This is a genomic window from Sphingomonas trueperi (assembly GCF_011927635.1).
GTDB lineage: Bacteria > Pseudomonadota > Alphaproteobacteria > Sphingomonadales > Sphingomonadaceae > Sphingomonas > Sphingomonas trueperi.
In genome coordinates this window covers 207,125-226,276 of sequence record NZ_JAATJB010000006.1, presented here as the reverse complement: position 1 = coordinate 226,276, position 19,152 = coordinate 207,125, and the positions used below count along the sequence as shown (strand labels likewise).

At 68.4% G+C, this 19,152-nt stretch carries 17 protein-coding genes; 9 read left to right on the top strand and 8 right to left on the bottom strand.

Annotated features, from left to right (window positions below):
* Positions 1–32: 32 nt before the first annotated feature.
* The 6 genes from GGR89_RS12285 to GGR89_RS12260 form a co-directional block, all read right to left on the bottom strand.
* Positions 33–386, bottom strand: coding sequence for a TfoX/Sxy family protein (locus tag GGR89_RS12285; protein WP_125978352.1), 354 nt, complete (start codon positions 384–386; stop codon positions 33–35).
* On the bottom strand, positions 386–709 hold the full coding sequence (locus tag GGR89_RS12280; RefSeq protein WP_125978350.1) for a DMT family transporter: 324 nt from the start codon (positions 707–709) through the stop codon (positions 386–388). The genes GGR89_RS12285 and GGR89_RS12280 overlap by 1 nt, the downstream gene beginning before the upstream one ends.
* Positions 709–1,188, bottom strand: coding sequence for a GNAT family N-acetyltransferase (locus GGR89_RS12275; protein WP_125978348.1), 480 nt, complete (start codon positions 1,186–1,188; stop codon positions 709–711). Before GGR89_RS12275 ends, GGR89_RS12280 begins: the two co-directional genes overlap by 1 nt.
* A complete protein-coding gene (locus GGR89_RS12270) occupies positions 1,185–2,075 on the bottom strand; it encodes a DMT family transporter (protein ID WP_125978346.1) in 891 nt (296 codons plus the stop codon). Before GGR89_RS12270 ends, GGR89_RS12275 begins: the two co-directional genes overlap by 4 nt.
* A gap of 211 nt (positions 2,076–2,286) precedes the next feature.
* Positions 2,287–3,159: a phenylalanine 4-monooxygenase gene (phhA, locus tag GGR89_RS12265; RefSeq protein WP_125975903.1), complete on the bottom strand. Its 873-nt coding sequence runs from the start codon at positions 3,157–3,159 to the stop codon at positions 2,287–2,289.
* A 37-nt stretch (positions 3,160–3,196) separates the two neighbouring features.
* On the bottom strand, positions 3,197–4,042 hold the full coding sequence (locus tag GGR89_RS12260) for a S1/P1 nuclease (protein ID WP_125975901.1): 846 nt from the start codon (positions 4,040–4,042) through the stop codon (positions 3,197–3,199).
* 101 nt (positions 4,043–4,143) lie between these two features.
* Between GGR89_RS12260 and hisS the strand changes: the two genes are divergently transcribed.
* From hisS to GGR89_RS12240, 4 genes are all read left to right on the top strand, one after another.
* Complete coding sequence (hisS, locus tag GGR89_RS12255) at positions 4,144–5,394, top strand: histidine--tRNA ligase (protein ID WP_125975899.1); 1,251 nt, start codon at positions 4,144–4,146, stop codon at positions 5,392–5,394.
* A complete protein-coding gene (gene prfA, locus GGR89_RS12250) occupies positions 5,391–6,464 on the top strand; it encodes a peptide chain release factor 1 (protein ID WP_125975897.1) in 1,074 nt (357 codons plus the stop codon). Before hisS ends, prfA begins: the two co-directional genes overlap by 4 nt.
* A gap of 30 nt (positions 6,465–6,494) precedes the next feature.
* Positions 6,495–7,322: a peptide chain release factor N(5)-glutamine methyltransferase gene (prmC, locus tag GGR89_RS12245; protein WP_241213356.1), complete on the top strand. Its 828-nt coding sequence runs from the start codon at positions 6,495–6,497 to the stop codon at positions 7,320–7,322.
* 260 nt (positions 7,323–7,582) lie between these two features.
* Positions 7,583–8,401, top strand: coding sequence for a DUF4167 domain-containing protein (locus GGR89_RS12240; RefSeq protein WP_125975893.1), 819 nt, complete (start codon positions 7,583–7,585; stop codon positions 8,399–8,401).
* 82 nt (positions 8,402–8,483) lie between these two features.
* On the opposite strand, the gene GGR89_RS12235 is transcribed toward GGR89_RS12240, so the two are convergent.
* Positions 8,484–9,545, bottom strand: coding sequence for an SDR family oxidoreductase (locus tag GGR89_RS12235; RefSeq protein ID WP_125975891.1), 1,062 nt, complete (start codon positions 9,543–9,545; stop codon positions 8,484–8,486).
* Between the two features lie 99 nt (positions 9,546–9,644).
* On the opposite strand from GGR89_RS12235, the gene GGR89_RS12230 reads away from it, so the two are divergent.
* The gene (locus GGR89_RS12230; protein ID WP_125975889.1) at positions 9,645–10,025 is read left to right on the top strand and encodes a winged helix-turn-helix transcriptional regulator; all 381 of its coding nucleotides are present in this window, start codon (positions 9,645–9,647) and stop codon (positions 10,023–10,025) included.
* 150 nt (positions 10,026–10,175) lie between these two features.
* Here the strand turns inward: GGR89_RS12230 and GGR89_RS12225 are convergent, their stop codons facing one another.
* Positions 10,176–11,972 carry an IlvD/Edd family dehydratase gene (locus GGR89_RS12225; protein WP_125975886.1) on the bottom strand — a complete coding sequence of 599 codons (1,797 nt, stop codon included), beginning with the start codon at positions 11,970–11,972 and terminating at the stop codon, positions 10,176–10,178.
* A gap of 102 nt (positions 11,973–12,074) precedes the next feature.
* On the opposite strand from GGR89_RS12225, the gene GGR89_RS12220 reads away from it, so the two are divergent.
* From GGR89_RS12220 to GGR89_RS12205, 4 genes are all read left to right on the top strand, one after another.
* Entirely contained in the window at positions 12,075–13,001 is a 927-nt protein-coding gene (locus tag GGR89_RS12220) for a Gfo/Idh/MocA family protein (RefSeq protein WP_125975884.1), read from the top strand.
* A gap of 170 nt (positions 13,002–13,171) precedes the next feature.
* Positions 13,172–14,410, top strand: coding sequence for an efflux RND transporter periplasmic adaptor subunit (locus tag GGR89_RS12215; RefSeq protein WP_125975882.1), 1,239 nt, complete (start codon positions 13,172–13,174; stop codon positions 14,408–14,410).
* Between the two features lie 6 nt (positions 14,411–14,416).
* Positions 14,417–17,614 carry an efflux RND transporter permease subunit gene (locus tag GGR89_RS12210; protein WP_125975880.1) on the top strand — a complete coding sequence of 1,066 codons (3,198 nt, stop codon included), beginning with the start codon at positions 14,417–14,419 and terminating at the stop codon, positions 17,612–17,614.
* On the top strand, positions 17,611–19,128 hold the full coding sequence (locus GGR89_RS12205; RefSeq protein WP_125975878.1) for an efflux transporter outer membrane subunit: 1,518 nt from the start codon (positions 17,611–17,613) through the stop codon (positions 19,126–19,128). The genes GGR89_RS12210 and GGR89_RS12205 overlap by 4 nt, the downstream gene beginning before the upstream one ends.
* Positions 19,129–19,152: the final 24 nt, after the last annotated feature.

Here is a 19,152-nt window from a genome sequence, read left to right as displayed (position 1 = left end):
GCCGCGATCTTGTCAGACAAGATGGGGTGCGCCTAGTCCTTTTTCCGGGTCTTTCGCGGCGGCGCCCGCAAGCCGGCGGCGATCGCCAGTTGCGCCCAAGCGCGCAGCACGTCGGCATCGTCATAGGCGTCGGCGGGCGCGCGGCGATAGTTCATCACCATCGTCCGGCCCTTGGCGTCATAGGTGAAGCGATCCGCGCCCGCCGCGTCCCAGGCGGCGTCGCTTTCCGCATCCGCCTTGAACCAAAGTTCGTCGAAGGCGAGGATCGCGAAGACCGTGCCGTCGCAATAGAGCGTCGCCCCGCCCATCATCCGGCGCATCGTCACCGTGCCGACCGGGGCCAGCGCCTCGCGCACCCATTCGAGCAGGCCGGTGTCGAGCGCCATCAGTGCCCTCCGCCCGCAAGCCGCAGCCCGGCGATGCAGCCGACCAGGCCGAGGATCAGCAGGATGCGCACCGCGCTCACCGGCTCGCCGAACCAGAGCATGCCGACGATCACCGTGCCGAGCGCGCCGATCCCGCCCCATACGGCGTAAGCGGTGCCGAGCGGCACGGTGCGCGAGGCCATCTCCAGCAGCGCCATCGACACCGCGATGAAGGCGAGGAAGGCGAGCGTCCAGGGGATGTTCCGAAAGCCGTCGGTGAAGCGCATGCAGGTGGTGAAGCCGACTTCGCACAGTCCGCCGAGCAGCAGGTAGATCCAGCCCATCAGCGCCCGGCCAGCCTGGCAAGGGCATCGCCGGTCACCCGCTGCACCGTCCATTCGTCCATGCCCGTGGCCCCCATCGCGCGGTAGAAATCGATCGCCGGCTGGTTCCAGTCGAGCACCGACCATTCGAACCTGGCATAGCCGCGCGTGACCGCGATATCGGCCAAATGGCGCAGAAGCGCCTTGCCGACGCCGGCGCCGCGCGCGGCGGGGGTGACGTACAGGTCTTCCAGATACATGCCCGGAAGCCCGGTCCAGGTGGAGAAGTTCTGGAAGAACAGCGCGAAGCCGAGCGGGGCGCCGTCCGCGTCTTCCGCGATCACCGCCTCGGCGGCGGGACGCGGGCCGAACAGGGCGGCCTCGAGCATCGGCTCGGTTGCGAGCACCGCATCGGGCTCGCGCTCGAATGCGGCGAGTTCGCGGACGAAGCCGAGGATCTGGGGGACGTCGGCGGGGGTGGCGAAACGGATCTGGGTCATGCGGCGGCCTCGGTCTGGGGTGCGGGGGCGACGCGGCCGCGGATCGCGGCGAGGCACCCGAGGATGATGAGCAGCGCGCCCGCGACCGTCCAGCCCGAGACGCGCTCGTCGAACACGACATAGCCGAGCAATGCCGCCCAGACGAAAGCGGTATATTCCACCGGCGCCAGCACCTGCGCCTCGGCATGGCCATAGGCCCAGGCGAGCAGCACCGCGGAGATCGAGCCGACCAGCGCGGCGCCGAGGATCCACGGCCAAAGTGCCAGCGACGGCATCGCCGAGAACCACGGCACGCCGGGCAGCATCACCAACGCGAGGACGAGGCTGGTGAACAGCGCGACTTCGATCGGATCGGCGACCTGCGCCTGCTGGCGGAGCAGGATCAGGCTTCCCGCATAGAGGATCGAAGCGGCGAACACCGCGATCGAGCCGAGCACCACCTCGGTCGAGGCATGCGCCTGCGCCTGGCCGGCGGCGATGGTCAGCACGCCCAGGCTGGCGACGAGCGAGCCGCCGATCGCCGCGCGGCGGATCCGCTCGCCAAGAAAGGCGGCGGCGAGGAACATCGCGATCAGCGGCGCGAGAAAGGTGAGCGCGATCCCCTGCGCCATGGTGACGCGGGCGAGGCCCCAGAAGAACAGCACCACCGAACTGCCCGCCAGCACGCCCCGGGCGAAGTGGAGCTTCAGTGCCTGGCGGCCGGGCAAGGGTGTCCGCCGCAGCAGGAAGATCGGCCCGAGCAGCACGATCGCGCCAATCGAGCGCCACAGCACCGCGCTATAGGCGCCGTGCGCGATCGACATGCCTTTCATCACCGCGTCCATCACCGAGTAGTTGGCGATTCCGAGCGCAGCTACGGCGAAGGCAAGGCGGGGCGAACGCGACATGAGGGGTCGGGTAGCGGGAGCGATTTCAGATTGCGAGCCCTTAAACCCCCTCCCCACCCGCTACTGCCCCCCCCGCCGTTAGGCGTTGGGAGGGAGAGGGGCGGTCCGGCCACCGGACAGTAGCGCGGCGCTGGCGCGCCGCTCACCCTCTCCAAGCTTCGCTAGGCGCTGACGCGCCAAGCTACGCTATCCTCTCCCTCGAGGGAGAGGATCAGGAGGCCGCCTTCCCCTCCGCATACGCCTGCGTACCCCGCGTAATCACCTCGTCCCCCGGCAGGATCGCCGCGATCGGAATGTCGGGTTGTGCCAGGATCTCGGCATAGAGCGGTGCGAAATCGGTTTCCAGCGTCTCGCGGAGCAGCGCCTCGAAGCTGGGAATCACGAAATAATTCTGCTGGAAATCGTCGATCCGATAGTCCGTCCGCATTACCCGCTGCATGTCGAAGCGGATCCGGTTGGGACTGTCGCTCTCCAGCGCGAACACGCTCTCGGCAGAGCTCGACACGATGCCCGAGCCATAGATTCGCAGCCCCTCGGCTTCCTCGACCAGCCCGAACTCCACCGTATACCAGTAGAGCCGCCCGAGCTGCTTGAGCGCCCCCAGCTCCAGCGCGCGCATCCCGCCGCGGCCATAGGCCTCCAGATAATCGGCGAAGACCGGGTCCGCGAGCATCGGCACATGGCCGAACACGTCGTGGAACACGTCGGGCTCCTGGATATAGTCGAGCTGGTCCGGCCGACGGATGAAGTTGCCCGCGACGAAGCGCCGGTTGGCCATATGGTCGAAGAACACGTCGTCCGGCACCAGCCCCGGCACCGCCACGACCTGCCAGCCGGTCAGTTTCATGAGCCGTTCGGACAATTCCTCGAAATTGGGGATGCCCGACTCGGACAGCCGCAGCGCCTCCAGCCCCTTGAGATAGGCCGAGGAGGCGCGCCCCGGCAGCAGTTTCGCCTGCCGCGCGAACAGCCTGTCCCAGGTGGCGTGTTCCTCCGCGGTATAGGCCGCCCAGTCCTGCGGGATCGTCCAGTCCGCCGCCGCGCCCTCGGGCGGCCTCTCCAGCACATGCGTTTCCTTCTTCATGGACGGGATATAGCAGCCCGCCCCGACCAGCGAAACGTCAGCCCAGCGCTTCGTCGAGCAGCTTCGCCAGTCGCAGCCCGCCGCGCACCACCTGCTCGCGGGCGACCGGCACCAGTTTGGCGATGGTTGCCTCGTCGAGATGGGCGGGATGCTCGCCCGGCGCGCACACCGCCGCGCCCGCCGCACTCGGATAGACCACGTCGCGCGCGACCTGCCAGCTCTCCCGACTCCAGTCCTCGACGCTGCCGCCCCACGCCGCATTGCGCTCGGCGGCCGAATAGACCCGCACCGGCGAAGGCGGCTGCGAGATCGCGCGCTCGGCGAGATAGCCGTCCCACACCGAATGGAGGTTGAGCCTGGCGCTGGCGAAGGCGCCGTAATTGGTCTTCACCTTGTTGCCGCCGAGATCGCTGTGATCGCCCGCGTGGAGCGGCTGGTGGAGGTCGCCGACGAAATGGACGAGGAACACCAGCGCCATTACCCGCTCGCGCACCGGTACCGTGCGGTCCTTGAGCAGCTTCACGTCGCGCTCGATCTGCGCCGAGACGCAATTGCCGTCGCGGCAGGGCGGCTTGAGGTCGAACGGCTTGCAGATGTCGATATTCTGGTAGTGCCACGAATAGGCGTAGCTGAAGCGCGGGCCGAGCGTCTTCACGCAGTCTGCCCAGACGCTCGCCTGCTCGATCGTGTTGGCCGGGCAGGTCGGCGTCTCGAGCAGCGCCTGCCGCTTGAGCAGCGCATCGATCTTCGCCCGCACGGCGGGCGTCACGTTGCGATAGGCGATCGCGCCCACCGTCTCGTGGCCATATTCCCAATAGGCGGAAGCGGGCGAAGCGGCGCCGAAACCGAGCAGCGCGGCAAGGATACACAGGATGCGACTCATGGGCGGAGCCCTAGGCCCACGCGCGTCCCGCTTCAACAGGACAGCACCTCCCCTCGCCTGCATTGCGGCGGACCCGAAACCGGCCTAATAGCCGCGCCCAAATGGCACGTATCCAGACCCCCCAGCGCATCCGGGGCACCCAGGACATTTTCGGCGAAGACCAGCGGCGTTTCGCCGCGGTGCTCGAAGTGTTCGATCGGGTGCGCAAGCTCTATTGCTTCCAGCGGCTCGAGATCCCGATCTTCGAGGCGACCGGCGTGTTCGCCCGCTCGATGGGCGAGACCTCGGACGTCGTCTCCAAGGAGATGTACACCTTCGAGGATCGCGGCGGCGATTCGATCACGCTGCGCCCCGAATTCACCGCCGGCATCGCGCGGGCCTATATCAGCGAGGGCTGGCAGCAGTTCGCGCCGCTGAAGGTCGCGACCTCGGGCCCGGTGTTCCGCTACGAGCGCCCGCAAAAGGGCCGCTATCGCCAGTTCCACCAGATCGACGCCGAGATCCTCGGCGCGCCCGAGCCCGCCGCCGATGTCGAGCTGCTGGTGCTGGCCGACCAGCTGCTCAAGGAGCTCGGCATCGCCGAGGGCGTGACGCTGCAGCTCAACACGCTGGGCGATGCCGCGACCCGCGATGCCTGGCGCACCGCGCTGGTCGCGCATTTCGAGGCGCACAAGGGGGAGCTTTCCGAGGACAGCCTGGCGCGGCTCGAAAAGAATCCCTTACGCATCCTCGATTCGAAGGACCCGCGCGACCGTCCGATCGCCGACAGCGCGCCGGACATCGATGCGTACCTGACCGACGAAGCCGCCGCCTTCTTCAAGGCGGTGACCGACGGACTCGATGCCGCCGGCGTCGCCTGGACGCGCAATGCGCGGCTGGTGCGCGGGCTCGATTACTACCGCCACACCGCGTTCGAGTTCGTCACCGACCGGCTCGGCGCGCAGGGCACCGTGCTGGCCGGCGGCCGCTATGACGGGCTGATCGGCTCGCTCGGCGGCCCCGAGACCGCGGGCGTGGGCTGGGCAGCCGGCGTCGAGCGGCTGGCAATGTTGATCGAGGAGCCCAAGGCCGCCGCGATCCAGGTCTATGTCGTGGTCGAGGACGACCGCGTGCAGGCCGATGGCGTGCGTGCCGTGTCCGCGCTGCGCCGCGCCGGTCTGGCCGCCGAACTGCTCGCCACCGGCTCGCCCCGCAAGCGGTTCGACAAGGCGGTGAAGAGCAATCCCGATGCGCTGCTATCGCTGGGCGTCGCAGACGAAGCCACGTCGAAGCGGCTCAAGGTCAATGTCGGCGACGCCGCCGCGATCGAGGCCGTGCTCGGCAACATTGCCTGGGGCGGCCCAACCGAATGACCCGTATCCCGCCGGACCGCATTGCGGCGATCGAGGCGCGGCGCGATGAGTTGCAGGCGTTGATGGCGTCGGGCGAGCTCGGCGGCGATCGCTTCGTCCAGGTCTCGAAGGAATATGCCGAGATCGAGCCGGTCGCGGTCGCGGCGGGCACTGTGCGGCGGCTGCGTGCCGAGGGCGAATCGCTCCAGCAGATGACGCAGGAGGCCGATGACGAGCTGCGCGCGATGGCGGTGGAGGAACTCCGCGCCAATGAGGGCACGCTCGCCGAGGCCGAGCGCAAGCTGGCGCTCGCCCTGCTCCCCAAAGATGCGGCCGACGAGCGCCCCGCGCTGCTCGAAATCCGTGCCGGCGTGGGCGGCGACGAGGCCGCGCTGTTCGCGGGCGACTTGCTCCGCATGTACCAGCGCTATGCCGATCGGCTCGGCTGGCGGACCGAGCTGATCTCGGCCAGCACCTCGGAAGCGGGCGGCTACAAGGAAGTCGTGGTCGGCATCACCGGCACCGGCGTGTTCGCCAAGCTCAAGTTCGAAAGCGGCGTCCACCGGGTCCAGCGCGTCCCCGCCACCGAGGCGGGCGGGCGCATCCACACCTCCGCCGCCACCGTCGCGGTGCTGCCCGAGGCGGAAGAAGCGGACGTGCAGATCGACGACAAGGATCTGCGCATCGACATCTACCGCGCCTCGGGCCCCGGCGGCCAGGGCGTCAACACCACCGACAGCGCGGTGCGGATCACGCACCTTCCCACGGGGATCGTCGTGATCCAGCAGGACGAGCGCTCGCAGCACAAGAACAAGGCCAAGGCGATGAAGGTGCTCCGCACCCGCCTCTATGAGGCCGAGCGCGAGCGGCTGGCAGCCGAACGGGTCGGCGCGCGACGTTCAATGGTCGGCTCGGGCGATCGCTCGGAGCGGATCCGGACCTACAATTTCCCGCAAGGGCGGGTAACCGACCACCGGATCAACCTGACGCTGCACCGCCTGCCCGAGATCCTGGAAGGCGAGCTCGACGAACTGGTCGGCGCGCTAGTCGCGCAGGACGAGGCCGACCGGCTTGCGCAGCTGGATGGCTAAAGCTCCTCCCCGGTACGGGGAGGAATTTCGGTGCGCCAAGCCGTGACCGTACGCGCAGCGCTCGCAGACGCCGCCCGCCAGCTCGAAGCCGTCTCCGACACGCCCCGGCTCGATGCCGAGCTGCTGATGGCGCACGCGCTGGGCACCAGCCGCGACATGCTGCTGCTCGGTCGTCTCGATGATCCCGCGCCCGAGACCTTCGCCGCGCTCCTCGCCCGCCGCCGCACCCACGAGCCGATCGCCTATATCACCGGCACCCGCGCCTTCTGGACGATCGACCTTGCGGTCGGCCCCGGCGTGCTGATTCCCCGCCCCGACAGCGAGACGCTGATCGAGACCGCGCTTGCCTGGTTCGGCACCCGCGTGCCGCAGCGCGTCCTCGACCTCGGCACCGGCCCGGGCACGCTGCTCCTCGCCGCGCTCGCCGAATGGCCGGAGGCACGGGGACTCGGCGTCGACGCCTCGGAGGCCGCGCTCGGCTATGCGCGGCGCAATGCGGAGGCCCTCGGCATGGCGGACCGCGCCGCATTCCGCCAGGGCGACTGGACCACGGGTATCGACGGCAAGTTCGACCTGATCCTCGCCAACCCGCCCTATATCGGGACCGACGAACCCCTCCCCCCGCAGGTGCTCGACCACGAGCCGGCGGAGGCGCTGTTCGCCGGTACCGACGGCCTCGACGACTATCGCCGCATCGTCCCCGCCCTCCCCGCCCTGCTCGCCCCCGGCGGCGCGGCCGTGATCGAAATCGGATGGACGCAAGGCGATGCAGTTTCTTTGCTCGGCCAGGAACAGGGCCTGTCCTCAAGCGTCTATAAAGACATGGGTGGACGACCGCGCGTGGTCCGGCTGACTTGAAACTACGCGCAAACGTCACATATTTCTGCTTGGAGATTGGTACGCCAGCGGCTAGAAGAAGGCCGGGGCGAGGCACCTTCAACCAAGTTGTTGAGATAAAGGGCTGAGGCCCGACTCCATGGTCATGTGTGCCGCTGCAGTCCGGCGGCCATGGCAAGCGGTAGGCGCTGGGATACCCCGGCACCGCCCGCGAACGTAACCCTGCATCCGGAACCTCGATGGATCGACGTACGGCTTTGTAAAGACAGGACACAAAGACCTTGATCAACAATCGTCAGGCCGGCCGCCGTCGCGGCCGGGGCGGCCAGCAACAGCGCCAGGGCGGAAGCTCGAACAATCAGGGCAATGGTAGTCGGATCGATAACCGCGCCCGTGGTAACGCCGCCCAGTTGCTTGAGAAATACAAGAACCTGGCACGCGACGCCCAGATGCAGGGCGACCGCGTCAACGCCGAATATTATCTGCAGTTCGCCGATCATTATTTCCGCGTATTGAACGAGAATCGCTCGCGCTTCGAAGAGCAGAACCAGCAGCGCCGCCAGCGCGAGGAATTCGACGGCGACGAAGAAGAGTTCGAGATGGAAGGCGAAGCCGGCCGCGAGGACGAGGGCGACGCCTCCCGCCAGCAGCAGCAGCCCCGTCGCGAGCGCGAACCCCGCTACGAGCGCGAAGCCCGCGAACCGCGCGGCGACCGTGAGCAGCGTGCAGAACGCGAGCCCCGCGAAGCCCGTGAGCCGCGCGAGGGCCGCGAGCAGCGCAGCTATCGCGAAGACCGCCGCGAGCGCAGCAACGGCGCATCGAACGGCCAGGCCAATGGCCATGCCGTCGAAGCCGCACCGGTAGAGGCGCCCGCCATCGAAGCGCCGGTCGCCGAGCAGGCCGCCGAGGCGCCCCGCCGTCGCGGTCGCCCGCGTCGCGAAGCCCCGGTCGAGGCCGAAGCGTCGCACGGCATCGACGCCGCGATCCTCCCGCCCGCGATCGGCACCGATGCGGCGCCAGCCGCGGACGAGGAAGCGCCGAAGAAGCCCCGCCGCCGTCGCACCGTGAAGAGCGACGAGGCCGAGGCGCCCGCCGCCTGAGGCACCGCCAACTGGCAACGAAAAAGGCCCGCTTCCGAAAAGGAGGCGGGCCTTTTTCGTTTCCGCGCCCTCGCGCGCAGGCTTACGGAATCAGCCGGTCCGCGCGCAGCCGCTCGAACAGCGCGAAGAAGGCGTCGTCGGTCGGCTGATAGGCGGTGAAGCCCATCCGGCGGCTCTTCGAAATGTCGGTGACCACCTCGATCGGGCGCCCCAGATCGGCATCGGTGTGCCAGGGAGAGGCGAGGCGGGCGAGGTTGGGCTCGGCCAGCCCCTCGCTCTCGGCGATGGTGCGCCACAAGTCCGCATCGCCGGCCATCTGCTGCTCGAGCGGCTGGACGGTGCCGTCGAACGGCGCCGGCTCCAGCCCGAACCACGCGGCGATGCGCGCCCACATCCATTGCCAGCGGAAGACGTCGCCGTTGACGACATTGAACGCCTCGTTGGCCGCGCCCGGCGTCTCCGCTGCCCAGAGCAGGTGCCGGGCGAGCAGGCCGGCGTCGGTCATGTCGGTGAGCCCGCTCCACTGCGCGGCCGAGCCGGGAAAGCGGAACGGCCGACCGGTCTCGCGGCACAAGGTCGCATAGACCGCGAGCGTGGTTCCCATGTTCATCGCGTTGCCGACCGCCTTGCCGATCACGGTGTGCGGGCGGTGGACGCTCCAGCTGAAGCCGTCGCGCGCCGCTGCCGCGAACAGTTCGTCTTCCTGGGCATAATAGAAATTGTCGACGTCGAGCCGACCCTGCTCCTCGCGGAACGGCGTCTGCGGCAGGCTGCCCTTACCATAGGCCTCGAACGGCCCGAGATAATGCTTGAGCCCGGTGACCAGCGCGACGTGGCGCGGGCCGGTCGGCCTGGGCAGCCCGTCGAGCAGGTGGCGCACCATCGCCGAGTTGACCCGGATATTCTCCGCCTCGCTGTCCTGCCGCAGCCAGGTGGTGATGAACACCGCGTCGGGGTTCACGCCCGCCAGCGCCTGCGCGGTCGCGGCCGCATCGGTGAGGTCGGCGGCGACCGGCGCCACGCCTGGCTGTTCCACCGGTCGACGGGCCAGCCCGTGCACCGTCCAGCCCTGCGCCACCAGCAGGTCCGCCGTTGCGCTGCCGACGATGCCGCTTGCGCCTACCACCAAAGCCGTCTTGGCCATTTCTGCCTCCATAAAGCGTTGGAGAGCGAGCTAGGCAGCCGGTCGCGCGGCTTCTAGACGGCACCAAATCGGAACCTAGGCACCAGAAGGTACCCACCTATGCACCCCGGCACGGCGGATTCGGAATGGCGGGAGGATTGCGCACCGCGCCGCGTGCTGGCGCTGTTCGCCACCAAATGGACAAGCATGGTGCTCCACACGCTCCACGCCCGGCATGGCGGGGCCGCGCGGAGCGGCGTGCTGCTGCGCAGCCTGCCCGGCATCTCCAAGAAGATGCTGACCCAGACGCTGCGCGAGATGGAGGAGGTGGGGCTGATCGACCGGATCGTGCAGAACGCGGTGCCGCCGGCGGTGGAATACCGGCTGACACCGCTGGGCAACCGCTTCGTCGAGCCGGTCGAACTGCTCTATGCCTGGGGGCGCGACAATGCCGATGCGCTCGACCAGCTCGGCAGGCGGCCCACCGCCCGGCGCGCCTGAGATTGGGAAGCGAACGCCCTCCCCTTCATCGTCATCCCGGCGGAAGCCGGGATCCAGTCACCATTCGGCCGCAGCACGAGCCGCGACGGCAGCGCCAATGCATTCGGGCTTCCGCCGGAATGACGAAGGGAGGGCCGTTGCCGCGACCGCTTAGTGGCTGTCGCGCGGGAGACCCTTGGTCTGGGCGATGCGCTGATACTTCACCGCATTCTCGAACACCGCACCACCATCGAACTGACCGACCAGCCCGCGATGGATCTCCTGCCACGGCGTCTGCGATTCGGGCACATAGTCGATGCCCAGGTCCGCGCGGCGCTGCGCCAGTTCCGCGTCGCTGACCAGCATGTTGGCGCTGCGCGTGTTGAGGTCGATGCGGATCCGGTCGCCGGTGCGGACCAGCGCGAGCCCGCCGCCCACCGCCGCTTCCGGCGCGGCGTTGAGGATCGACGGGCTGCCGCTGGTGCCCGACTGGCGACCGTCGCCCAAGCACGGCAGCGCGTGCACGCCCGCCTGGATCAGCGCCACCGGCGGGCGCATGTTGACCACCTCGGCACCGCCGGGATAGCCGACCGGCCCCGCGCCGCGCATGATCAGGATGCTGTTCTCGTCGATGCCGAGCGCGGGATCGTCGATGCGGTGATGATAATCCTCCGGCCCGTCGAACACGAACGCCGTGCCTTCGAACGCGCCGGGATCGTCCGGGTTGGAGAGATAGCGCGCGCGGAATTCGTCCGAGATCACGCTGAGCTTCATCACCGCATTGTCGAACAGGTTGCCCGACAGCACCGTCAGCCCCGCCGCCGGGCGCAGCGGCGCGGCAAGCGGACGGATCACGTCGTCGTCCTCGATCTCGGCCGTGCCGATATTCTCGCCGACGGTGCGGCCGTTGACGGTCAGCGCATCGTTGTGGAGCAAGCCGGCGCGGTACAGCTCGCCCATCACCGCGGGCACGCCGCCGGCGCGGTAGAAATCCTCGCCGAGATAGTTGCCCGCCGGCTGCAGGTTCACCAGCAGCGGCACGTCGGCGCCATGGGATTCCCAGTCCTCCAGGGTCAGCTCGACGCCAATGTGGCGGGCGATGGCGTTCAGATGGATCGGCGCATTGGTCGAGCCCCCGATCGCGGAGTTGACGCGGATCGCGTTGAGGAAGGCCTCGCGGGTCAGCACGTCGCTGGGCTTGCGGTCGGCGAGGGTCATCTCGACGATCTGCAGGCCGGTGCGATAGGCGCATTCGGCGCGGTCGCGATAGGGTGCGGGGATCGCGGCGGAACCCGGCAGCGACATGCCGAGCGCCTCGGCCATCGAATTCATCGTCGTCGCGGTGCCCATGGTGTTGCACCAGCCGGTCGACGGCGCCGACGAGGCGACGAGCTGGATGAAGCCCTTGTAGTCGATCTCGCCCGCCGCGAGCATCTCGCGCGCCTTCCACACGATCGTGCCCGAGCCGGTGCGCTCGCCCTTGAACCAGCCGTTGAGCATCGGCCCGACCGACAGCGCGATCGCGGGAATGTTCACGGTCGCCGCTGCCATCAGGCAGGCCGGGGTCGTCTTGTCGCAACCGATGGTCAGCACCACGCCGTCGATCGGGTAGCCGTACAGCGTCTCGACCAGGCTGAGATAGGCGAGGTTACGGTCGAGCCCGGCGGTCGGACGCTTGCCGGTTTCCTGAATCGGATGGGTCGGAAACTCGATGGCGATGCCGCCGGCTTCGCGAATTCCCTCGCGCACCCGCTTGGCGAGTTCGAGATGGTGGCGGTTGCAGGGACTGAGGTCGCTGCCGGTCTGGGCGATGCCGATGATCGGCTTGCCCGATTGCAGTTCCTCCAGGCTCAGCCCGAAGTTGAGGTAGCGCTCGACATAGAGCGCGGTCATGTCGGGGTTATCGGGATTGTCGAACCAGGACCGCGAGCGCAGCGCCGCGCGACGAGTTCCAGCTTCTTCGGTCATGATTCCTCCGCTACGGCGCAACTTGGGGCGTACAGGCGGACCTTGATAACCGCCGCGCACGCCCATAGGAAGCATATATATCTTATAAAAGGATTGCCTGATATGTCGGAGCGGATTCGTCTTGGGTTGGTGGGCATCGGCAAGATCGCGCGCGATCAGCATCTGCCGGCGCTGAAAGGCGATGACCGTTTCGAGCTGGTCGCCACCGCAAGCCGCAACGCCTCGGTAGACGGGGTCGCCGCGCACAAGGACATCGAATCGCTGATTGCCGGCGGGCATGATCTCACCGCCGTCTCGCTCTGCACCCCGCCCGAGGGCCGCTACGATCAGGCACGCATCGCGATCGAGGCCGGGCTGCACGTGATGCTGGAAAAGCCGCCGGCCGCGACGCTGACCGAAATCTTCGACTTGGCCGAGCGCGCCCGCGCCAAGGACGTGACGCTGTTCACCACCTGGCATTCGCGCGAGGCCGCCGGCGTCGAGCCCGCCAAGGCCTGGCTCCAGGGCAAGCAGATCAAGGCCGCGCGCATTACCTGGCGCGAGGACATCCGCCGCTGGCACCCGGGGCAGGAATGGATCCTGGCGGCGGGCGGCTTCGGCGTGTTCGATCCGGGTATCAACGCGCTCTCGATCGTGACCGCGATCCTGCCCGAAGCGCTGCTGCTCGACGAAGCATGGATGGAAGTGCCCGAAGGGCGCGCCTCGCCGCTGCGCGCCAAGCTCCACATGCGCTGCGCGGGCGCCCCGGTGACCGCCGATTTCGATTTCCTCCAGACCGGCCCGCAAACCTGGGACATCGAGGTCGACACCGATTCCGGTACGCTGCGCCTCGGCATGGGCGGCAGCATCCTGCAACTTCCGGGCGAAGACGAGCAAAAGGCACCGGACCGCGAATATGCCCGGCTTTATGCGCGCTTCGCCGAGCTGGTGGCGGCAAAGCAGAGTGACGTTGACGTGCGTCCGCTCCAGCTGGTCGCGGACGCCTTCCTCGTCGGCGAGCGCGCGATCGGCGAGACTTTCGCGTTCTGAGGCGCTTCGGCGCCTGCCCGTGGGGAAATCGCCGCGCAAGTCGCTACGCCGTTCGACATATTTTGCGACAACCTTTTTGTGGCACGTGGGATACGTGCCATCTAATGGCGAGTTTGGCAGTGACCGGTGGTCCGGCATTCTTCGGGCCACCCCTAAGCGGGTTCTGAAATTTGAACGCTCCGACCAGCTATGGCCGTTCGGGCCTGATCGTGTTTGCATCGGCCCTGCTTCTCGCCGCGTGCAGCTCCGGCGAGGGTGCCGGCAAGCAGCAGGGCGGCGGCCGCCGCGGTCCCTCGGGCCCGCCGCAGGTCGGCTATGTCGTGGTGCAGCCGAGCAGCGTGCCGGTGACCACCGAGCTGGCCGGACGCGTTACGCCCTATCAGATGTCGCAGGTCCGCCCGCAGGTCGCTGGCATCGTCCAGCGCCGGCTGTTCAAGGAGGGCGAGGTCGTCCGCCAGGGACAGACGCTCTACCAGATCGACCCGAGCCTCTATCAGGCCAGCGTCGCACAAGCGCAGGCGAACCTGCAAAATGCCCAGGCGACGCTGGAAGCGGCGCGGATCCGGGCCGATCGCTACAAGCCGCTCGCCCAGATGCAGGCCGTGAGCCAGCAGGACTATACCGACGCGGTGGCCCAGGCGCGACAGGCGGCGGCGCAGGTGGCGCAGTTCCGCGCCGCGCTGCAGACCGCCCAGATCAACCTGCGCTTCACGCGCGTACCGGCACCGATTACCGGCCGCATCGGGCGATCGCTGTTCACCGAGGGCGCGCTCGTCACCGCCAACCAGGCCGATCCCCTCGCGGTGATCGAACGGCTCGACCCCATCTTCGTCGACATCCAGCAATCCAGCGCCGACATGCTGGCGTTGCGCCGCGCGCTGGCGCGGGGGGGCACAGCCCCCGCCACCGCGACCGTCCGGCTCAAGCTTGAGGACGGCAGCGACTATGGCGCCACCGGGACGGTCGAATTCACCGAGGTGATCGTCAACGAGAGCACCGGCACGGTCACGCTGCGCGCGCGATTCCCCAACGCGCAGAACATCCTGCTGCCGGGCATGTTCGTCCGCGCGGTGTTCGCGCAGGCGATCGATACCCAAGCTTATCTGGTACCGCAGGCGGGCGTGTCGCGCGATCCCAAGGGCAATGCGACCGTCTATGTCGTGGGGCCGGGCAACAAGGCGGTGGCGCGCACCGTCGTCGCCGATCGCACGATCGGGCAGAACTGGGTGATCACGCAAGGACTTGCGCCGGGCGATAAGGTGATCGTGCAGGGCACGGCGAACCTCAAGCCGGACATCGATATCAAGCCGGTCCCCGCCAACACGCCGCAGAAGATCGAGCCGCCCAAGAAGGGCCAGGGGCAAGGCGGCGCCCAGACCAAGGGCGGCAGCCAGGCCAAGGCGGGCTGAGCCGCCATGTCGCGCATCTTCATCGACCGGCCGATCTTCGCCTGGGTGCTCGCCATCATCGTGATGCTGATGGGCCTGGCGGCGATCTTCTCGCTGCCCATCGCGCAATATCCGGACATCGCGCCGCCGCAGGTCAATATCCGCGCCACCTATCCCGGCGCCTCGGCGGAGACGGTGCAGAACAGCGTCACCCAGGTGATCGAGCAGCAGCTGAGCGGCATCGACGGCCTGCTCTATTTCAGCAGCTCGTCCACCTCGCGCGGCCAAGTGACCATCTCGGCGACCTTCGAGAAGGGCACCAACCCGGACATCGCCCAGGTGCAGGTGCAGAACAAGGTGCAGCAGGCGCTGTCCCGCCTGCCCAGCCAGGTGCAGCAGCAGGGCCTGACCGTCACCAAGTCGAACCCCGACTTCCTGATGATCGTCGGCGTGTATGACTCGACCGACAAGAAGACCAATCTCGACGTCTCGGACTGGCTCGCCTCCAACCTGCAGGACCCGCTGTCGCGCATCGAAGGCGTCGGCGACACCAACGTGTTCGGCGCCCCCTATGCGATGCGCATCTGGCTCAACCCGGCGCGGCTCGCCAGCTACGGGCTGATCCCGGGCGACATCATCACCGCCATCCAGGCGCAGAACACCGAGATCGCCGCCGGCGAGCTCGGCGGCCAGCCGATGCCCGACGAGCAGATGCTCAATGCGACCGTGACCTCGCAGTCGCGGCTGCAGACGCCCGAGCAGTTCGCCAACATCATCGTGAAGACCGATTCGACCGGCGCCGCGGTGAAGCTGCGCGACGTCGCGCGGGTCGAGCTCGGCTCGGACAATTACAACTCCTCCAGCCGGATCAACGGCCATCCCGGCGCCGGCCTCGCCATCTCGCTGTCGCCGGGCGCCGACGCGCTCAAGACCGCCGATCTGGTGAAGGCCCAGGTCGAGGCCGCCGCCAAGGGCTTCCCGCCGGGCTTCAAATACGCCTATGCCAACGACACCACCGGCTTCATCAAGCTTTCGATCGAAGAAGTGGTGAAGACGCTGCTCGAAGCGATCGTGCTCGTCGTCATCGTGATGTTCGTCTTCCTGCAGAGCTGGCGCGCGACGCTGATCCCGGCAATTGCGGTGCCGGTGGTGTTGCTCGGCACCTTCGGCGTGTTCTACGCGCTCGGCTTCTCGATCAACACGCTCACCCTGTTCGGGCTCGTCCTCGCCATCGGCCTGCTCGTCGACGACGCGATCGTCGTCGTCGAGAATGTCGAGCGGCTGATGGAAGAGAATCCGGACATGACGCCGCGCGAGGCGACGATCCGCTCGATGGACGAGATCCAGGTGGCGCTGGTCGCGATCGCGCTGGTGCTCTCGGCCGTCTTCCTGCCGATGGCGTTCTTCGGCGGCTCGACCGGCGTGATCTACCGCCAGTTCTCGGTGACGATCGTCTCGGCGATGGTGCTCTCGGTGCTCGTCGCGCTGGTGCTGAGCCCCGCGCTCACCGCCACGCTGCTCAAGCAGAAGAACCAGGAAAAGAACCCCGAGGACACCTGGATGGGGCGTCGCTTCCCCTGGGTCGGACGCGGCCTGACCGCCGCCAAGACCAAGTTCAACAACGGCTTCGATCGCGGCGTCGATCGCTATGTCCGCGGCGTGCAGGCGGTGGTCGATCGCAAGTGGATCTTCCTGCTCGTCTATGTCGCGGTCTGCGCGATCCTCGTGCTGATGTTCGTCCGCCTGCCCACCGGCTTCCTGCCGACTGAGGACCAGGGCGCCGCCTCGGTGCAGTTCCGCCTGCCTGCGGGCGCGACCATGGCGCGCACCAAGGAAGTGCAGCTCGCGGTGGAGAAATACTTCCTGACCAAGGAAGCCAAGAACGTGTCCGTGATGTTCTCGGTCTCCGGCGGCGGCGGCGGCGGGGTCAATGGCCAGAATACCGGCCAGGGTTTCATCAATCTCACCGACTGGTCGGACCGCAAGGGCGCCGAAAACAGCGCCGACGGCATCGTCAACCGCGCGGCCGGCGCCTTCCGCAACTTCCGCGACGCACAGGTCTTCGCGCTGGTGCCGCCGGCGATCCGCGGCCTCGGCCAGTCGACCGGCTTTACCATGGAGCTGCTCAACACCAGCGGGATGAGCCGCGAGCAGTTCGTCGCCGCGCGCGACAAGCTGCTCGCCGCGGCCAATGCCGATCCGGAGCTGGCGCAGGTCCGCCTCACCGACCTTCCCGACGTGGCGACGCTCAAGGTTGATCTGGACCAGCAGAAGCTCGCCACGCTGGGCCTCAGCCAGACCGACGTGAACGCGACGCTGTCGACCGCCTGGGGCGGCCGCTACGTCAACGACTTCATCGATCGCGGTCGCGTGAAGCGCGTCTATGTCCAGGGCGACGCCCCCTATCGCTCGGAGCCCGGCGACCTGGCGCAGTGGTTCGTCCGCAGCAGCAACGGCCAGATGGCGCCCTTCACCTCCTTCTCCTCGACCAGCTGGGCGACGGCGCCGACCTCGATGGCGCGGTTCAACGGCGTCCAGTCGTTCGAGTTCAGCGGCCAGGCCGTCCCGGGCAAGAGTTCGGGCGAGGCGATGAAGCGCATTGCCGAGCTCGCCGCGCAGATCCCCGGCACCAGCATCGCCTGGGCGGGCCTGTCCTATCAGGAGCGGCTCTCCTCCGGCCAGGCGCCGCTGCTCTACGGCGTGTCGCTGCTCGTCGTGTTCCTCTGCCTCGCCGCACTGTACGAAAGCTGGTCGATCCCGATCGCGGTGCTGCTCGTCATTCCGCTCGGCCTGGTCGGCGCGATCTTCGCGGTGACGCTGCGCGGCCTGCAGAACGACGTCTATCTGCAGATCGGCCTGCTCACCACCATGGGCCTCGCCGCCAAGAACGCGATCCTGATGATCGAATTTGCCGAACAGGCCGAGAAGCAGGGCAAGCGCGTGATCGAGGCGGCGCTGGAAGCGGCCCGCATCCGTCTCCGCCCGATCCTGATGACCAGCCTCGCCTTCATATTCGGCGTGCTGCCGCTGGCGATCTCGACCGGCGCGGGCGCCAACAGCCGAATCGCGATCGGCACTTCGGTGATCGGCGGCATGCTGACCGCGACGATCCTCGCCATCTTCTACATCCCGCTGTTCTTCGTGCTCGTCCGCCGCGGCGTGCGCGACGGCCTCGCCGCGCTGCGCAACCGCCGCCATCGCAACACCCCGGAGGCCAAGGCATGAAGCGCGCGCTGACGCTCCTCACCACCGCAGCACTCGCCGGCTGCTCGATGGCGCCGAAGGACGTGCGTCCCGCCGCGCCGGTGCCGCCGAGCTGGCCGGTGGGCGATTCCTACCTCCGCGAGAGCGAGGCGACGCTGCCCGCGCTCAGCTGGCGCGAGGTGTTCCGCGACGCACGGCTGCAGACGCTGATCGAGCAGGCGCTCGTCAACAATCGCGACCTGCGCGTGGCCGCGGCGAACATCGCCGCGGCGCGCGCGCAGTACCAGATCCAGCGCGGCGCGCAGCTGCCCCAGGTCGACGCCAGCCTCGGCATCACCGAGCGGCGCGGCAACGTGACCAATGTCGGCAACGGCCTGGGCACCGGGAACACGGGCAATACGGGCAACACCGGCGGGAACGTCGGCAATGTCGGCGGCGGCGTGCGGACCAACTATTCGACCCAAGCCGGCATCACCGGCTTCGAGCTCGACCTGTTCGGCCGCCTCGCCTCGCTCACCCGCGCGCAGCAGGAGACCTATTTCGCCACCGAAGCCGGCGCCCGCGCGACCCGGCTGACCTTGGTCGGCGACATCGCCACCGCTTGGCTCACCTATGCCTCGGACGCGAGCCTGCTCGCCGTCGCGCAGCAGACCGCGAAGAGCGCCGAGGACAGCGTCCGCCTCACCCGCGCGCGCCTCGAGGGCGGCGTCGCCCCGCGCACCGACCTGCGCCAGGCCGAACAGACGCTCGCGACGGCGCAGAACGACGTCGCCCGCCAGACCAGCGCGCTGGCGCAGGACGTCAATGCGCTGCGCCTGCTCGCCGGCTCCGAAATCGACCCTGCGCTGCTCCCCGCCTCGATCGAAGAGGCGGCCCCGACCATCGCCGCCGTCCCGGCAGGGCTCGATTCGAGCATCCTGCTGCGCCGGCCGGACGTGGTGCAGGCCGAATATCAGCTGCGCGCCGCCAATGCCCAGATCGGCGCGGCGCGGGCGGCGCTGTTCCCGCGGATCAGCCTCACCACCGTGCTCGGCTTCGCCAGCACCGCGCTATCCAGCCTGTTCGACGGCGACGCCTTCACCTGGCAGGCGGGCGGCACTGGCAGCTATTCGATCTTCCGCGGCGGCGCGGCACGCGCCAATGTGCGGCTGACCGAAGCGCAGCAGCAGGCGCAGCTCGCCAATTACGAGCGCGCGATCCAGACCGCCTTTCGCGACGTCGCCAATGCGCTGGCGGTGCGCGGCACGATCGATGCCCAGCTCCGCGCGACTCAGCTGCAGGAAGAGGCGGCGGCCGACACCTATCGGCTGAGCGAGGCGCGCTATCGCGGCGGCATCGACACCTTCCTGCAGAGCCTGGTCTCGCAGCGCTCGCTCTATGCGGCGCAGCAGCAGCTGGTGACGGTGCAGTTCACCGCCGCGACCAACCGCGTGAACCTCTACCGCGCACTCGGCGGCGATTCGCAGCTGGAGGTGACACGGCAAGGGCCCCAGCCGGTGAACGCGCAAGGGCCTGCAGGAAGCACGGGCGGTTGACCGCACGCCCCTGCTTGTGGCAGG

What these genes read in the sequence shown, in the direction of transcription:
- GGR89_RS12285 (WP_125978352.1), bottom strand. Translation starts at nt 386, where the DNA reads ATGGCGCTCGACACCGGCCTGCTCGAATGGGTGCGCGAGGCGCTGGCC.
- GGR89_RS12280 (WP_125978350.1), bottom strand. Translation starts at nt 709, where the DNA reads ATGGGCTGGATCTACCTGCTGCTCGGCGGACTGTGCGAAGTCGGCTTC.
- GGR89_RS12275 (WP_125978348.1), bottom strand. Translation starts at nt 1,188, where the DNA reads ATGACCCAGATCCGTTTCGCCACCCCCGCCGACGTCCCCCAGATCCTC.
- GGR89_RS12270 (WP_125978346.1), bottom strand. Translation starts at nt 2,075, where the DNA reads ATGTCGCGTTCGCCCCGCCTTGCCTTCGCCGTAGCTGCGCTCGGAATC.
- phhA (WP_125975903.1), bottom strand. Translation starts at nt 3,159, where the DNA reads ATGAAGAAGGAAACGCATGTGCTGGAGAGGCCGCCCGAGGGCGCGGCG.
- GGR89_RS12260 (WP_125975901.1), bottom strand. Translation starts at nt 4,042, where the DNA reads ATGAGTCGCATCCTGTGTATCCTTGCCGCGCTGCTCGGTTTCGGCGCC.
- hisS (WP_125975899.1), top strand. Translation starts at nt 4,144, where the DNA reads ATGGCACGTATCCAGACCCCCCAGCGCATCCGGGGCACCCAGGACATT.
- prfA (WP_125975897.1), top strand. Translation starts at nt 5,391, where the DNA reads ATGACCCGTATCCCGCCGGACCGCATTGCGGCGATCGAGGCGCGGCGC.
- GGR89_RS12235 (WP_125975891.1), bottom strand. Translation starts at nt 9,545, where the DNA reads ATGGCCAAGACGGCTTTGGTGGTAGGCGCAAGCGGCATCGTCGGCAGC.
- GGR89_RS12230 (WP_125975889.1), top strand. Translation starts at nt 9,645, where the DNA reads ATGCACCCCGGCACGGCGGATTCGGAATGGCGGGAGGATTGCGCACCG.
- GGR89_RS12225 (WP_125975886.1), bottom strand. Translation starts at nt 11,972, where the DNA reads ATGACCGAAGAAGCTGGAACTCGTCGCGCGGCGCTGCGCTCGCGGTCC.
- GGR89_RS12220 (WP_125975884.1), top strand. Translation starts at nt 12,075, where the DNA reads ATGTCGGAGCGGATTCGTCTTGGGTTGGTGGGCATCGGCAAGATCGCG.
- GGR89_RS12210 (WP_125975880.1), top strand. Translation starts at nt 14,417, where the DNA reads ATGTCGCGCATCTTCATCGACCGGCCGATCTTCGCCTGGGTGCTCGCC.
- GGR89_RS12205 (WP_125975878.1), top strand. Translation starts at nt 17,611, where the DNA reads ATGAAGCGCGCGCTGACGCTCCTCACCACCGCAGCACTCGCCGGCTGC.